This is a genomic window from Sphingomonas soli NBRC 100801 (genome assembly GCF_001591025.1).
Taxonomy (GTDB): Bacteria; Pseudomonadota; Alphaproteobacteria; order Sphingomonadales; family Sphingomonadaceae; genus Sphingomonas; species Sphingomonas soli.
Genome location: NZ_BCTZ01000028.1, coordinates 1 through 15,261, shown reverse-complemented (window position 1 = coordinate 15,261; position 15,261 = coordinate 1). Strand labels below are relative to the sequence as shown.

The 15,261-nt window shown below is 66.2% G+C and carries 15 protein-coding genes and 1 tRNA gene; 7 read left to right on the top strand and 9 right to left on the bottom strand.

The genetic code is table 11. The features are described 5' to 3' along the window. Positions 1-214: 214 nt before the first annotated feature. Entirely contained in the window at positions 215-1,156 is a 942-nt protein-coding gene (locus SSO01S_RS16805; protein ID WP_066801497.1) for a DUF808 domain-containing protein, read from the bottom strand. A gap of 4 nt (positions 1,157-1,160) precedes the next feature. After that, entirely contained in the window at positions 1,161-1,988 is an 828-nt protein-coding gene (locus tag SSO01S_RS16800; RefSeq protein ID WP_066801488.1) for an LD-carboxypeptidase, read from the bottom strand. 41 nt (positions 1,989-2,029) lie between these two features. On the opposite strand from SSO01S_RS16800, the gene SSO01S_RS16795 reads away from it, so the two are divergent. The 6 genes from SSO01S_RS16795 (at position 2,030) to SSO01S_RS16770 (ending at position 5,774) form a co-directional block, all read left to right on the top strand. Continuing rightward, positions 2,030-3,415 (top strand): glutamate ligase domain-containing protein, encoded by a 1,386-nt coding sequence (locus SSO01S_RS16795; RefSeq protein WP_066801485.1) that lies wholly within the window; start codon positions 2,030-2,032, stop codon positions 3,413-3,415. Between the two features lie 81 nt (positions 3,416-3,496). Further along, positions 3,497-3,703 (top strand): hypothetical protein, encoded by a 207-nt coding sequence (locus tag SSO01S_RS16790; protein WP_066801482.1) that lies wholly within the window; start codon positions 3,497-3,499, stop codon positions 3,701-3,703. Positions 3,704-3,966: 263 nt separating this feature from the next. Further along, complete coding sequence (locus SSO01S_RS16785; RefSeq protein WP_245646877.1) at positions 3,967-4,332, top strand: hypothetical protein; 366 nt, start codon at positions 3,967-3,969, stop codon at positions 4,330-4,332. Continuing rightward, the gene (locus tag SSO01S_RS16780; protein ID WP_066801476.1) at positions 4,325-4,534 is read left to right on the top strand and encodes a helix-turn-helix transcriptional regulator; all 210 of its coding nucleotides are present in this window, start codon (positions 4,325-4,327) and stop codon (positions 4,532-4,534) included. Before SSO01S_RS16785 ends, SSO01S_RS16780 begins: the two co-directional genes overlap by 8 nt. Further along, positions 4,531-5,481: an alpha/beta fold hydrolase gene (locus SSO01S_RS16775; RefSeq protein WP_245646875.1), complete on the top strand. Its 951-nt coding sequence runs from the start codon at positions 4,531-4,533 to the stop codon at positions 5,479-5,481. Before SSO01S_RS16780 ends, SSO01S_RS16775 begins: the two co-directional genes overlap by 4 nt. 217 nt (positions 5,482-5,698) lie before the next feature. Then, a tRNA-Ala gene (locus SSO01S_RS16770) sits at positions 5,699-5,774 on the top strand. Positions 5,775-5,837: 63 nt separating this feature from the next. Here the strand turns inward: SSO01S_RS16770 and SSO01S_RS16765 are convergent. The 6 genes from SSO01S_RS16765 to SSO01S_RS16740 form a co-directional block, all read right to left on the bottom strand. Continuing rightward, on the bottom strand, positions 5,838-6,338 hold the full coding sequence (locus SSO01S_RS16765; protein WP_066801506.1) for a PIN domain-containing protein: 501 nt from the start codon (positions 6,336-6,338) through the stop codon (positions 5,838-5,840). Further along, the gene (locus tag SSO01S_RS16760; RefSeq protein ID WP_066801473.1) at positions 6,338-6,574 is read right to left on the bottom strand and encodes a type II toxin-antitoxin system Phd/YefM family antitoxin; all 237 of its coding nucleotides are present in this window, start codon (positions 6,572-6,574) and stop codon (positions 6,338-6,340) included. Before SSO01S_RS16760 ends, SSO01S_RS16765 begins: the two co-directional genes overlap by 1 nt. A 167-nt stretch (positions 6,575-6,741) precedes the next feature. Continuing rightward, positions 6,742-9,174: a TonB-dependent receptor plug domain-containing protein gene (locus SSO01S_RS16755; RefSeq protein ID WP_066801469.1), complete on the bottom strand. Its 2,433-nt coding sequence runs from the start codon at positions 9,172-9,174 to the stop codon at positions 6,742-6,744. A gap of 54 nt (positions 9,175-9,228) precedes the next feature. Further along, on the bottom strand, positions 9,229-10,185 hold the full coding sequence (epsC, locus tag SSO01S_RS16750; RefSeq protein WP_066801468.1) for a serine O-acetyltransferase EpsC: 957 nt from the start codon (positions 10,183-10,185) through the stop codon (positions 9,229-9,231). Beyond that, the gene (locus SSO01S_RS16745; protein WP_066801466.1) at positions 10,182-11,537 is read right to left on the bottom strand and encodes a dicarboxylate/amino acid:cation symporter; all 1,356 of its coding nucleotides are present in this window, start codon (positions 11,535-11,537) and stop codon (positions 10,182-10,184) included. Before SSO01S_RS16745 ends, epsC begins: the two co-directional genes overlap by 4 nt. 181 nt (positions 11,538-11,718) lie before the next feature. After that, positions 11,719-13,215, bottom strand: a complete 1,497-nt coding sequence (locus SSO01S_RS16740) for a CoA-acylating methylmalonate-semialdehyde dehydrogenase (RefSeq protein ID WP_066801502.1) — start codon at positions 13,213-13,215, stop codon at positions 11,719-11,721. An 86-nt stretch (positions 13,216-13,301) separates the two neighbouring features. Here SSO01S_RS16740 and SSO01S_RS16735 point away from each other — a divergent pair, with 86 nt between their 5' ends. Next, the gene (locus tag SSO01S_RS16735; protein WP_066801464.1) at positions 13,302-14,183 is read left to right on the top strand and encodes a LysR family transcriptional regulator; all 882 of its coding nucleotides are present in this window, start codon (positions 13,302-13,304) and stop codon (positions 14,181-14,183) included. A gap of 49 nt (positions 14,184-14,232) precedes the next feature. Here the strand turns inward: SSO01S_RS16735 and SSO01S_RS16730 are convergent, their stop codons facing one another. Further along, on the bottom strand, positions 14,233-15,039 hold the full coding sequence (locus SSO01S_RS16730; RefSeq protein WP_218000386.1) for a peptidoglycan-binding domain-containing protein: 807 nt from the start codon (positions 15,037-15,039) through the stop codon (positions 14,233-14,235). Positions 15,040-15,261 lie beyond the last annotated feature (222 nt).

The following is a 15,261-nucleotide window of genomic DNA, read 5'->3' as shown; positions in this document are numbered from 1 at the left end:
CCCCGGAACAAGTCCGGGGTGACAAGGATTCAAGATCCGCAGTTCCTCCCCCGGGAGGGAGAAGAATGAGGGAGCGGTCTGGGACGCGCTGACGGTGCGTAGGGAAGAAGCGGGACCCCGGGGCAAGCCCGGGGTGACGAAGAAGGGGAAACGGAGGGTACGGACGCCCCAACGGGGTCGCTAGCCGACAGGCTGCTTCAGTGATTCTACGGCCTTAGTGCGCGGCGCCCTTGCGTGCGTGCCAGAGGTGCAGCGCGCCGACGATCACGCCGCCGACGATCAGGCCGAGGATCGCGGAGGCGATGGCGGTGATGAGCCATTCGGCCACGGCCTGGCCGAAGGGAATGGCGTGCGCGGCGGTTTCGGCGAAATGCTCGACGCCGTGCGGGATCGCGCCGAGGCCGAACGCCGCCAGCCCGTGCAGGATGATGCCGCCGCCGACCCAGACCATCGCGGCGACGCCGATATTGGCGAGCGCCCGGAGCAACACCGGCATCGCGCGGACCAGCCCGTGGCCGATGGTGCGGGCAAGCGCGGAGGAGCGGCGGCTGAGGTGGAGGCCGATATCGTCCATCTTCACGATCGCCGCGACGACGCCATAGACGCCCGCAGTGATCGCCACGGCGACGGCGGCAAGGACGGCGGCGCGCATCGCCAGCGAGAGTTCGGGAAGATCGGCGAGCGCGATCGCCATGATCTCTGCCGAGAGGATGAAATCGGTGCGGATCGCGCCACTTACCTGGCGGGCCTCCAACTCGGCGGGATCATCGATCGCGGCGACCTCTTCGGCATGATGCACGCCGCTGAGCGCCTCGACGATCTTTTCGGCGGCTTCGAAACAGAGATAGGAACCGCCGATCATCAGCAGCGGGGTGAGCGCCCAGGGAGCCAGCGCGCTGAGCGCGAGCGCGGCGGGGAGGATGAAGAGGAGCTTGTTGCGCAGCGAGCCCAGCGCGATCTTCCAGATGATCGGCAGCTCGCGATCCGGCGAGAGGCCGACGACGTAGCGCGGGGTGACCGCGGTATCGTCGATGACCACGCCCGCCGCCTTTGCGCTTGCACGGCCCGCGGCGGCGGTGACGTCATCGACCGAGGCGGCCGCCAGCTTGGCGAGCGCCGCGACATCGTCGAGCAGTGCTACGAGTCCACCCGGCATCGCCCTAGCCTTGTACGCTGACGCCGAAGGGCACGACCCGGTTCAATGCGACATGGCCGATCTCGCAGCGTCCGAGATAGGGCACTCCCATTTCGCCGCACCAGCGCCGGATCATGAACTCGTCGCTCTCGCCGAAATCGACGTCGTTCCGGACGACATCGCTGATCGCGCCGAGGCGGACGCCGGCCAGCCCCTTGAGCTGGGTCGCGTGCGCCATGGTGAAGAGCATGCGATCGACGCGGTAGGTCGGCTCGCCCACTTCCTCGATCATCAGCACGTGATCGGTAAGATCGGGCAGCCAGGGCGTGCCGATCATGGCGACCAGGATCGAGAGGTTGAAGGCGACGGCAGGCTTGCCGTTCAGCAGGCTGGGCTCAAGCCCCTTGATATCCTTGTCGATCAGCCAGGAAAGCGCCCAGCCGGTATCCTGGCCCTTGTCATTCCTGCCCATCCCGCTCGCCATCGAGGCATGGACGGGGAAGCCGATCCGCCGGGCATAGAGCGCGCCGAGCATGAACCCCATGTCGGAAAAGCCCATATAGGTCTTGGCCTTTGCCGCCGAATTGAGGTGGGGCATCACCCGTTCGAGAATGCGGTTTGACCCATAGCCGCCGCGCGCGAACCAGATCGCGTCAAAGCCCGGATCGTTGGCGAATTCGAGGAACGCCGCGGCGCGCACCGCATCCGGGCCGGCGAAGTGGTTTTCGGTGACGAAGCATTGCGGGTGATAGACGATGTCGTGCTGCGGATAGGTCAGCGCCATGAACGCGGACATGCGGGCCGCGCTCTCCTGGCTGACTGTCCTTGCCGGTGCCACGACTCCGATGCGCATCTGCTTGCCCCTTTGCTTCAAACTGGCGATAGCGCGACGCCATGGAACATCGCAAACCTTACTTCTTTATCGGGATAGGCGGATCGGGAATGATGCCGCTGGCGATGATCCTGGCGGGGCAGGGCGCGCAGGTTTCGGGATCCGACCGCAACCTGGATTCGGGACGGCTGCCCGCGAAATTCGACGACCTCGCCAGGCGTGGCGTGAAACTGTTCCCGCAGGACGGCAGCGGGATTTCCGCCGGGCAGATCGTGGTGGCGTCCGCCGCCATCGAGCCTACCGTGCCGGACATGATCGCGGCGGAAGCGGCGGGGTGCGCGCAGATGACGCGGGCCGAACTGCTCGCCAGCCTGTTCAACGCGGCGCCGCTTTCCATTGGCGTGGCGGGGACGAGCGGCAAATCGACCGTTACCGGGATGATCGGCTGGATCCTCCACGCGCTGGGCCGCGACCCCACGGTGATGAACGGGGCGGTGATGAAGAACTTCGCCAATCCGGATGCGCCGTTCGCCAGCGCGCTGGTAGGCCAGGGGGACGCGTTCGTCAGCGAAGTGGACGAGAGCGACGGATCGATCGCGCTTTACTGGCCGAAGGTGGCGGTGCTCAACAATGTGAGCCTCGATCACAAGAGCCTGGAGGAATTGCGGGCGCTGTTCGGCGCCTTTGCCGCGAAGGCGGCGACGGCGGTGGTGAATGCGGGCGATGCGGAAAGCGCGGCGCTGGCGATGGCGATCGACCGCAAGCTGACCTTCGCGGTGGAAGGCGAGGCCGATCTGGTCGCGCGCAACCTGATGCCGGAAGCCTATGCGATCGCGTTCGATCTCGCCCATCGCGGCGAGACGCACCGGGTGCGGCTGGGCGTGCCCGGGCGGCACAATGTGGCGAACGCGCTGGCGGCGATCGGCGCGGTGATCGCGGCGGGCGTGCCGATCGCGGACGCAGCGCGCGCGATCGAGGGGTTTGCGGGACTCAAGCGGCGCTTCGAGCTGGTCGGCGAGGCAGGCGGCGTCGCGGTGATCGACGATTTCGGGCATAATCCCGAGAAGATCGCAGCGACCATCGAAACGCTGCGCGCCTTTCCGGGGCGGCTGCTGTTGCTGTTCCAGCCGCATGGCTATGGCCCGCTCAAGGTGATGCGCAGCGAATTGGTGGCGATGTTCGCGACGCGGCTGGCGGCGGACGACCTGCTGGTGCTGCCCGATCCGGTCTATCATGGCGGCACCACCAATCGCGAAGTGACCAGCGCGCACATCGTCGCGGACGTGGCCGCGACCGGAAAGCAGGCGCTGCACATCCCCGATCGCGCGGCGGCAGCGGCGCATCTGGCGGCGGCGGCGCGGCCGGGCGACCGCATCGTGCTGATGGGCGCGCGCGACGACACGCTGAGCCTGTTGGCGGCGGAAATGCTCCAGACCCTGGCCGGCTGACCGAAGCCTGCGAAAATATGCATATTGGACTCACGGACAAAATCCAGACATAAAGGGCCATCGTCACCGGAGCGGACGTCCATGAAGCTCGTTCAATCGATCAGATGTGTGTTCGGCAGGCATGCGCGCAGCCGCAGCCACGCATGGCAGGATGGCGCCGTGTTTCGCTCACGCTGCCGCGGCTGCGGCAAGCCCATGCACCGCGAACGCAACGGCTGGATCGTCGACAAGGGCGGCAGCGATGCGGCTGGCACCGCCGACGCGGGCGCAGAGGCGGTTACGCACTAGGGGCGCTTTCCGTAATTTGAAGCGGTGCCGGTCCGCTCCTCCAACCGGCCACATACCAAAGCGTATCGATGGGCGGTCGTTGGCGCGCCCCCATTCGGCTAAGGAGACCCGACCAAAAGTCGCGTTCACTTTCCGATGTGGAAAGTGTGGTTGACATTATGCGTCATCACACGTAAAGCTAACTTTACTGATTCGAAAGGGAGCTTTACATGAAAACGGGAACCCCCGCCGGACGGCGTTATGTGAAACGCTTTATCCCCACCATGACCGCGTACGTCCTCGTGCTATTCGGTGCGACCTGGGCGCTGCGGCATTATGAGCCGCAGGGCGCTGCGCTTGTCGTCCTCTCGATCCTGCCGGCGCTGCCGATCATCGCCGTGATCGGCGTGATGGGGCTCTATCTGATCGAGGAGAAGGACGAATATGTCCGCGCCCGATTGGTGACCGCGATGCTCGGCGGGCTGGCGATCATGCTGAGCATCACCTCTGCCTGGGGCTTCATGGAGGAAGCAGGCGTGCTGCCGCACATGCCGGCCTATTTCGCGTTCATCCTCTGGTGCGCGGGCATGGGGCTGACCCAGTGCTTCATGGCACTGCGCGATCGCCGCGCGGGAGGCGAGGGTGAATAACCGCCTGCGCGTGCTGCGCGCCGAGCGCGCGTGGAGCCAGCAGGATCTGGCCGAGCGGCTCGAGGTCTCGCGCCAGAGCGTCAACGCAATCGAGACCGGGCGCTACGATCCCTCGCTGCCGCTTGCCTTCAAGATCGCCGACCTGTTCGAAATGGCGATCGAAGACATCTTCACCAATCCTTCCAAGGAGGCATCCAAATGATCCGCCACCTTCGTACCGCTGCGTGCCGCAAGGGCAGGCTTCCGCTTTTCGCCATCATGGTGGCGATCGGGGCCGCGAGCGGCTCGCCGGCCTTCTCCGCACCGCCTCAGCCCGCCGCGACGCAGACCGCATCCGCGCCGCTGATCCAGATGGAGCACATCTCGGTGCAGGTGATCGGCAAGGGCAGCCCGGTGATCCTGATCCCCGGCCTTTCCAGCCCCCGCGGCGTATGGGATGGGGTGGCGCCTGAACTGGCGAAGAAGCACAGCGTCTATCTCGTCCAGGTCAACGGCTTTGGCGGCGACGATCCGCGCGCCAATCTGAAGCCGGGCGTGCTCGACGGGCTGGTCGCCGAGCTGCATCAGCTGATCGCGACGCGCAAGCTGGCGAAGCCTGCGGTGATCGGCCATTCGCTGGGCGGGCTCGCCGCGCTGATGCTGGCCAAGGCGCATCCGCAGGACGTGGGCAAGGCGATGATCGTCGATGCACTGCCTTTTGTGGGATCGGCGTTCATCCCCGGATCGACGGTGGAGAGCATCAAGCCCACCGCCGAGGCGATGAAGGCGCAGATGGCGGGGCTATATGGCCAGCCCGTGCCCGACGCGGTGCTGAACGCGATCGCCAACACCAACGCGCTCAGGCCCGCATCGCGCGAGACGATCAAGGCATGGATGGCCAAGGCCGACATGCGCGTCTCGGGCCAGGCGCTGTATGAGGACATGATGGTCGACCTGCGCGGCACGCTGGGCGGGATCACCGCGCCGGTGACCGTGCTGGTTCCGTGGACGGCGGCGCGCGGCGAAGCCGCGGTCCTGGGCTTTTACCGCAGCGAATATGCGGGCGCGCCAAAGCTGACCGTGACCGGGGTGGGCGATAGCGGGCATTTCATCATGCTCGACCAGCCCGAGGCGTTTCGCGCGGCGCTGACGGGTTTTCTGGGCGATTGAGATGGGCGGGACCTCGGGGTGCTCACGAAACCCCGGGATCCCAAACGCTTGCAGCAGATAGCGGATCGGCACCGCGTTGGTTCCGGAAAGGGCGACCCGAATATCTGCATTTGGGCGCGCCGCGCAGGCACCTCGCCGCGAAGGGTTCAACCCGGTTGCATCGGGCATCGGCTGACGTTAATGGGAGCGCCTCCCGGGGCTCCCCGGGTCAGGCGGCGGGGCTGTAGCTCAGATGGGAGAGCGCTGCAATCGCACTGCAGAGGTCAGGGGTTCGATTCCCCTCAGCTCCACCAGCCGCCACTGATCAGAAATGCGTGGTAGATGCCACCCCGGACCAGCACTGCAATTCGCAGGTCTCACGCCCGCACGAACAGGTTTTTCAACCAGTGGGATCCCGCGCGTGACGCTTCGCGCCAATCGGCTTCCAGTTCGCCTTCGGCTTCGGGATCGAAATTCCAGGGGTTCAGCAGCTTGATGCGGCCGGTCTTGAAAGCATCGGTGCGCCGGGTGGCGAGGGTCAGGTTGTGCTCGGCGGCGGTGGCGGCCAGAAAGCCGTCACGGATCTCGGCATAGCCCAGCCGGGCGGCGCGGACCGCGATCGCAGCGTCGATGGGCAGGATGCGGCCGTCGAAGGCGGGGACGAGCTGCTGGTGGATCCACCCCTGCCAGGCAGCGCTTGCGCCCTTGTGGCGGCGTTCGGCGCGGGCTGCGGCATGCTCGAGCTCAAGCAGCGCCATGGCGGAGAGGAACAGGCTGTGGCGCGGGGTCATCGTCGCCCAGGACGCCAGCGCGGCATTCGATTCACGGAGTTTGGCGTCGCGGAAGCCGAGGACGATCTCGGTATCCAGCAGAAACATCAGCGCGGCCCCCATGCGCCGCGCAGATCGGCCGGATCGAGCGCGTCCGCGCTTTCCGGAGCAGCGAGCAGATCCGCCAGATTTTCAGGCTGGCCGCTCATCCGCCGATACGCATCGATGCTGAGCAGAACATGGGTGGGACGACCGCGATCGGTGACGATCACCGGCTCCATGCGCGCGAGACGCTTTGCCAGGCTGACGTCCTGATTGAACTCGCGGCTTGTCACCATCTTCATATCCGGCCCCGCACCTGCATGCCGCCCTGCCGGGCTGCGATCTACATAGGTACATTAGTGGTGGGCCGCGCCGAGGCAACAACAATGCGCATCTGCGCAGTGTCAGAAGCAAAGCAGGGTGCGGCCCGAGAGCCGCACCCCACGAAGCTTGCTAAACGGAGGTTACGTTACCAGCTGAACCCCGCGCGCGCATAGATGTAGCGCCCGCCAAAGCCGAAGGGCGAAAAGTACGGGAAACCGACCACACCCGTGGTGTTGAGCGCCGCCGGGCTCGCATCCGGATAGACATCGAACAGATTGTTCACACCGAGCGCGAACTGTGCGCCCTTGGCGGGCTGATAGCGCAGTTCAAGATCGGTGAGCGTGTGCTTGCCCGAATTGATGTCAGCCGATCCGTTCGCGGCGGTGCCGGGCTGATTGACGTTGCCATAATAAGTGGCGCGCGCCGTGATGCCGATATCGCCCGCTTGCCAATCGATCGTGCCGGTGACCTTCTCGCCCGGCGTGCCTTCCTCTATCGACAGGATACGGTTGCGCGCGAACAGCACCGGGGCCGGGTTCACCGTCGCGGTCGAGGTGGGGATGCTGGCGCGGTCCACCCTAGTCTGGTTGAGATTGCCGGCGACGGTGAAGTCGAAACGGCCTGCATCGGTGGTGTCGAGCCGGTAATGCGCGACCGCGTCGATGCCGCGCACCCTCGAGCGAAGCCCGTTGATGAAGAAGCGGCCTGCCGACACGCTATAAGGCGCGAGGATGGCGGCAACCTGCGGGCTGAAGCTCGCCTGGATATTCTCCGACAGCGCGAGCTGGTTACGCAGCCGGATCTGATAGGCGTCGATGGTCAGGTCGAAGCCCCCCGAGCGGATGACGGTGCCAAGGGAGAGGTTGGTCGACTTCTCCGGCTGGAGCTGCTTGCCGCCCAGCGCCACGGCGACCGGGCTGGTCGACGGGAAAGTGCCGGTGAGGATCGGCGAGCCGTTCTGGACGACCGAGGCGACCGAGGTGAAATATTGCTGCTGCAGGCTCGGTGCGCGGAAGCCGGCAGATGCCGTGCCGCGGATCGCCAGCCAGGGGGCGGCGTCATAGCGAAGCGAGACCTTGCCGTTCGCGGTGTCGCCGAAGTCGGTGTAATGCTCGGCCCGGCCCGCCACGCCGATCAGGAACGAGTCGCTGAGCCTGGCTTCGAGATCGAGATAGCCCGAATAATTCTTGCGCCCGCGCTCGATGGAATTGAGCGGGGAGAAGCCGCCAAAACCCTGCGCGCCCGGCGCCTGGCCGGGAACCGCGCCGGTGGCCGGATAATCATAGGATGCGCGCTCGCCGGGCGTGATCTTGAAGCCTTCGCGGCGCTGTTCGACGCCGAACGCGACGTTGAGCGACTGGAACACGTCGAATGTGCGGGCGACGTCGATGCCGAGCACCCACTGATCATAGATCAGCGCACCGTCATAGAAGTTCGTCGGCGAATTGTTGCCATAGGCATAGTTGGCCGAATTGAGCGTGCGGTAGTCGATCTTGTTGCGGCCGTAAGCGGCGCTCAGATCGATGTTCCACCCGGCAAGCTCACCCTTCAGGCCCAGCGCGGTGTTCACATTGCTCGACTTGGTGTTGATCAGCGGCAGGAAACCGTTGGGGTAAAGGCCAGACACGGCCCCTGCGGCTGCGGGCAGGCGCGGGAAGGCCGCGCTGCTGCTGTCGCGCTCCTGATAGCCGGCCCAGCCATAGAGCTTCCATGCCTCGCCGATGCCGATGCCGGCATTGGCATAGCCGGTATATTGCTCGACTTCGGGATCGCCGAAGCGCCCGGTGACGCGGGTGGGCGTCACGCGGGGATCGTAATCGGCGCGGTTGGTCGGCTGGCGCTTCAGATACTCGCCGGTGAGGGTGAGATACCCGTCATTGCCGAAGCCGATGCCCTGCCATGCGGAGGCGGTGACCGCATGCTCGCCGCTGACGTGGCGGCTGCCCCGCGCCGTATCGATATCGGTGTTGTAGAAGCCATAGGTCAGGCTGGCACCGCCGCCCGACCGGGCTTCCTTGAGGCGGACGTTGATCACCCCGGCGATCGCATCCGAGCCATATTGCGCCGATGCGCCGTCGCGCAGCACTTCGATGCGATCGAGCGCGGCGGTGGGGATGGTGTTTAGATCGACAGCCGCCGATCCGCGCCCGACCGAGCCATTGACGTTGAGCAGCGCGGAGGCATTGGCGCGCGTGCCGTTGATGAGCACGAGTGTCTGATCGGGCGAAAGCCCCCGCAGCGTGGCGGGGCGGATCGCGTCGGTGCCGTCCACGGCCGAGGGGCGCGGGAAATCGATTGAGGGGGCGACGGCGGCCAGCGCCGCGCCCAGTTCGGTGGTGCCCTGATTACGCAGCGCCGCGCCGCTCAGCACGTCAACGGGCGATGCGCTGTCGAGGCGTGAACGGCCCTGGGTGCGGGTGCCGGTGACGACGATCTCTTCCGCGTCATCGGCGGGAGGCGCGACATCCTGCGCTTCGGCGGCGGGATCGCCGACAGGCGCGTCTTGCGCAAAGGCAGGCGAACCTGTGGCGAGCAACGCCGTGGCGACGGCGATCAGCGAGGTGGAGAGAGGACGCATGGATTTACCCTTTTCGTTCTTGATCGTGTTTGAATGGCGAGAGGGGCGAGGGGTTCATGGCGGACCGCCCAGCGCGGCGGCGATTTCCCCGGCGCATGCAGGATCGAGACGAACCGCTTCGGGCTGCACCACGACGCTGTCCGGCGGCACGTCGCTGAGCAGCCAGACATTGCCGCCGATCGTGGAGCCGCGCCCGATGGTGACGCGGCCGAGGATCGTCGCGCCGGCATAAATGATGACATCGTCCTCGACGATCGGATGCCGGGCGAAGCGCTCACGCGGGCCGACGCGCGTGAGGCCTAGCGGGGCGCGCGCGCCCAGGGTGACGTGCTGATAGAGCCGCACATTCCGCCCGATGATCGCCGTCTCGCCGATCACGACGCCGGTGCCGTGATCGATGAAGAAGCTGGGGCCTATGGCGGCGCCGGGATGGATGTCGATGCCGGTGCGGGCATTGGCCAGTTCGGAAATGGCGCGGGCGGCGATGGGCGCACCGAGCGCGAACAGTTCGTGCGCGATCCGGTAATGCAGGATCGCGAAGGCGCCGGGATAGCTGACCAATATCTCGTCTGCGGTGCGCGCGGCGGGATCGCCCACGAACGCCGCCCGGATGTCGCTGTCAACAAGCCGGCGGATGTCGGGGAGCGACGCGGCGAACAGCCGCGCGATCGTGTCCGGCTGGTCGGCATCAAAGGACTGGTCGCACCATCCGCCCCAATAGCCGAGCTCGCTCGCCACCTGATCGCGCAGGATCGCGAGCGCGCTGGCGAGCGCTTCGGCGACGAAATCGTCTTCCTGCGCCACGCTCCCGCGAAACCCGCCGAGCCGCACCGGGAAGAGCGCGGCGGTGAGATGCTCCATCGCCCGGGCCAGCTCCCTTGGGCTGGGGAAATGGGTGACAGGGTGGCGCCCGGCCTGGCCTTCGCGCCAGGCCGAGCGCGCCGCGTTGAGCGAAGCGACCGCCTCGGCGATCTCTGCGGCGAACGGCGAGGAGAGGAGTTTTGCCGTCACGCCGCTGCGCTCAGTTCGCGGAAAGGGGTCTGGTTTTCCCCGCCGTGGAAGCGCGCGAGGTCCAGGATGCCGGCACGCTTGGCGACGATCGCGGGCACCAGAGCCTGGCCTGCCACGTTGACCGCGGTGCGGCCCATGTCGAGGATCGGATCGATTGCGAGCAATAGTCCGGCGCCCTCGAGCGGCAGACCCAGGGTGGAAAGCGTGAGCGTGAGCATCACGGTCGCGCCGGTCAGCCCCGCGGTCGCCGCCGAACCGATCACCGAGACGAATACGATCAGCCCGTAATCGGGGAGATGCAGCGGCACGCCGAAGAATTGCGCCACGAAGATCGCAGAGATCGCCGGATAGATCGCCGCGCAGCCGTCCATCTTGGTGGTTGCGCCCAGCGGCACCGCAAAGGCCGCATAAGCGCGGGGCACGCCGAGCGCATTCTCGGTCACCTCCTCGGTCACCGGCAGCGTGCCGATCGACGAGCGCGAGACAAAACCGAGCTGGATCGCGGGCCATGCGGCGGCGAAGAAGCGCAGGGGATTAAGGCCGTTCGCGGCGAGCAGGACCGGGTAAACGACGAACAGGACGATCGCGAGGCCCAGATAGATCGCAGAGGCGAATGCGCCCAATGTGGAGAGCGCATCCCAGCCATAGCGCACGGCGGCGTCGCCGATCAGCGCGGCGCTGCCGATCGGGGTCAGCGCGATCACCCAGCGAAGCAGGCGGCGGAAGATCACGAGCGCTGACGCGTTGAAGGCAAGGAAGGGTTCGCCCGGCGCGCCGACGCGGACTGCCGCCGCGCCGACCGCGATTGCAGCGACGATGATCTGGAGGACATTGAAACTGAGCGCAGTGGCCGCCTTGCCCTCGCTCAGGCTGGTGGAGGCTGTCAGGCCCAGGAAGTTGGCAGGCACCAGCCCTTTGAGGAAGTCGAGCCAGGAGCCGCTGCTGGAGGGTGCCTGCGCTACGGCGGCGTCCACCCCCGCATGGAGGCCGGGCTGGATCATCAGGCCGAGCGCGATGCCGATCGTGACGGCGATGAGCGCGGTGAAGGCGAACCAGAACAGGGTGCGCGTGACCAGTTTCGCCGCATTCTCCAGATCACGCAGCGCCGCGATCGACGCGATGATGGCGGTGAATACCAGGGGCGGTACCAGCGTCTTGAGCAACTGCACAAATATCTGGCCGGTCATGCGCAGCGTCTCGCCGAGCCATGGCAGGCCAGGGCCGCCCTCGCGCGCAAGGAGACCGAGCGCCACCCCGGCGATCATGCCCAACGCCACCTGCACCCCAAAGGAAGGCAGGCGCCGCCTTGCAGGCTGCGTTGTCCAGTGCTCAGAGTCTGCCAGCGCGCTCATGATGGTTACATGGGCGCGAAATTCCCAGTAATTAAGTCGGGTTTAATTTGGAGGGGCTAAAGTTTTTGTGTGCCGCAGCATTTTTTGCGGGGCAGTGGCGATTTTGAACGTTCGATCGCCACGAAGGTTCCCCCGCAAAATGGTCCCGGCCGCGACTTGCCGTCGCAACCGGGAGCGCGATTCACCCCATGGTGGGGATGACGAAGGCGTTGCCGCCATCGGGCGAACCATCGGGCCAGCGCTGGGTGATCGTCTTGACCTTGGTCCAGAAGCGGACGCCTTCCATGCCGTGCTGGTTGGTGTCACCGAATGCGGAACGCTTCCAGCCGCCGAAGGTGTGATAGGCGACCGGGACGGGGATCGGCACGTTGATGCCGACCATGCCGACATTGACCCGCGCGGCGAACTCACGCGCGGCATGGCCGTTGCGCGTGAAGATGGCGACGCCGTTGCCGTACTGGTGGTCGCTCGGCAGGCGCAAGGCGGTCTCGAAATCGGGCGCGCGCACGATCTGGAGGACGGGTCCGAAAATCTCCTCCTTATAGGCCTGCATGTCCGGCGTGACGCGATCGAACAGGCTGGGTCCGATGAAGAAACCTTCTTCATGCCCCTGGAGCGCAAAGCCGCGGCCGTCGACGACAAGCTCGGCACCTTCGTCCACGCCGGTCTGGATCCAGTTCTCGACGCGCTGCTTGTGCGCCGCGTTCACCACCGGGCCGTAATGCGCCTCCGCATCGGTCGATACGCCGACGCGCAGCGCGCGGATCGCCGGGATCAGCTTTTCGCGAAGCGCATCGGCGGTCTTGTCGCCAACCGGCACCACCACCGGCAGCGCCATGCAGCGCTCGCCCGCCGAGCCGAACGCCGCGCCGGAAAGGTCGGCCACCACCTGATCGAGATCGGCGTCGGGCATGACGATGCCGTGGTTCTTGGCGCCGCCCATCGCCTGGACGCGCTTGCCCGCCGCAACGCCGCGCGAATAGACATAATGCGCGATGTCCGACGAGCCGACAAAGCTGACCGCGCTGATTGCCGGATGATCGAGGATCGCATCGACCATTTCCTTGTCGCCGTGGACGACCTGGAAAATGCCCTCGGGCAGCCCCGCCTCAAGGAACAATTCGCCCAGCCGCACCGGCACCGAAGGATCGCGCTCGCTGGGCTTGAGGATGAAGGCGTTGCCGCACGCGATGGCGACGCCCGACATCCAGAGCGGGATCATCGCGGGAAAGTTGAACGGGGTGATGCCAGCACCGATGCCGAGCGGCTGGCGCATGCTGTAAACGTCGATGCCGGGGCCTGCGCCTTGGGTATATTCGCCCTTCAGCACGTGCGGGATGCCGCAGGCGAATTCGATCACTTCGAGGCCGCGCTGGATATCGCCCCTGGCGTCGGCGATCACCTTGCCATGCTCGGACGAGAGCAGGTGCGCCAATTCGTCCATATGCGCTTCGACCAGCGCCTTGAACGCGAACATCACGCGCGCGCGGCGCTGCGGATTGGTCGCGGCCCATGCCGGTTGCGCGGCCTGTGCGGCGGCGACGGCGCGGTCGAGATCCGCCTGGGTGCCAAGGTTCACGCGCGCCTGGATCTGGCCGGTATTGGGGTCGTAAACGTCGCCCGAACGGCCGGCGGCACCGCCGGAATGACCCGCAATGACATGATCGATGATGCGCATGGGATTCTCCTCGGGCATGTCCCTTTCATATCGCGGCCTGCAAAACAATGGCTGGAATTGCAGTAGAAGGCTGCATAATTGCAGCCATGAACTGGAGCGATCTGCCCTATTTCCTGAGCGTGGCGCGCACGGGACAGCTCAATCGCGCCGCCGCCGCGCTGGGCACCGACGCGACGACGGTGGGCCGCCGCATCCGGCGGCTGGAACGCGATCTGGGCGAACGCCTGTTCGAGCAGGGCGCCGGCGGACAGGAGCTGACGCAAGCAGGCATCGACCTGATGCAGCGCGCAGAGGCGATGTCGGCGATCGCGCAGGGTATCGGGCAGAGCGGCGCGGCGCTGCGCGGCCCGGTAAGGCTGAGCGTCGCGGAAGGGTTTGGCACCTGGTTCATCAGCCGCCATCTGGCCGAGTTTTCCGCGCTGCACCCGCAGCTGGAAGTCGATCTGGTCGCCAATAGCGGCTTCCTGAATCCCACGCGGCGCGAGACCGATCTGGCGGTAGTGCTCGCCCAGCCGCGCCGGGGGCCGCTGATGACGCGGCGGCTGACCAATTACCGGCTCCGGCTATACGCATCGCGCGCCTATCTGGAGCGCAGCGCCGCTATTGCCGATCCCGCCGATCTGCCGCAGCACACTCTGATCGGCTATGTGCCCGACATCATCTATGCCCCCGAACTGCGCTATATCGAGGAATTGCCGGGGGACGCGCGGCCGAAGCTGCGCTCGTCGAGCATCAACGCGCAGCACGCGCTGGTCGCGTCGGGCGCGGGGATCGGCGTGCTGCCCTGCTTTATCGGAGACGCCGATCCATCGTTGGCGCGCATATTGCCGGGCTTCGAGATCGAGCGCAGCTTCTGGCTGGTCGCGCACCGCGAGACGCATGGCTTCGCGCATGTCCGCGCGATGCGGAACTGGCTGGTCGGGTTGGCGCAGCAGCATCAGGGGCTGTTGCTGGGAACGAAGGGCTAGGAGCCGGGGATCTCAATGACGGCCATTCGTCCCGATGGATCAACGGCCTTCAGCGCCCATTGTCGCTCCAATGGGGTGGATCGCTGAGTAGCTTGAGCACGCCATAGGTTGCGCCGACCTTGTGCAGTTCGGTGTTGGCATCGCCGGTGCGCGGTGCGGCGAGGGAGCGCTTCTTTCCGGCCTTGTCCTTGATCTCGATCGTGCCGGTCCAGCTGATCGTCATGTCGACGGCCCGGCCATCGATATGGTTCGACGTAAGTGATGGCTGATAGGCGAGGCCGAACAGATCGGACATTTCCTGCGCGCCCTTTTTCGATCGGGCGGGATCGCCGTGATCCCAGCGAATCGCCAGCCCGGCGATAGCGGGCACGTCGCGTGGGGCGATTTCGCCGCGAGATACGCGCCAGCTGTAATGCATGAGATGCGCGCGGGTGCGGTTTCGGCGGGTCGCGGAGACGATGACCTTCGCACCCGCAGCCTTGAGCGCATCGACAAACTCGATCGCGCGCTCGCGAAAAGGGGATGCGAGGTCGGCGAGCTTTTCGCTGTTGGGATATTTGGCCTGGTTCGCCCGCCACCATGCCGCGCCGCTCAGCAATGCCTGCGAGCCCTGGCCCGTCGATAGGGCGTTCCAGGTTTTGCCGCCGGGCGTGACGAGACCGTCGGGCCGGGCGAGGGCGACGACCTGCGCCTGATAGGCGGTGATCGTGGCGATGGTGCGCGGACCGCAATCGCCATCGACGGGGAGGGTTGGCTGGCCGGTCGCGGCCAGCCAGTCATTGAGCAGATGCTGGACGACGATCACGTCAGCGAGATCGTTGATCCCGCCTTTTCCCACCGATGCACCGATCGCCATCCCCGTCTCCCCCTTATTGGTTGGGGAGGCGTAACGAGCGATTTCCTACATTGAAAGCCGCGCGGCGACTGGCCGAAGACCCATTGAAGCAGCCTGTCGGCTAGCGACTCCTTTGCGGGCGTCCGCACCCTCCTGTTCCCCCCTCTTCGTCACCCCGAGCTTGTTCGGTGCTTATCCCCTTGGAGCAGGCGCGCCCTTTTCGTCATCCCCGCGAAAGCGGGG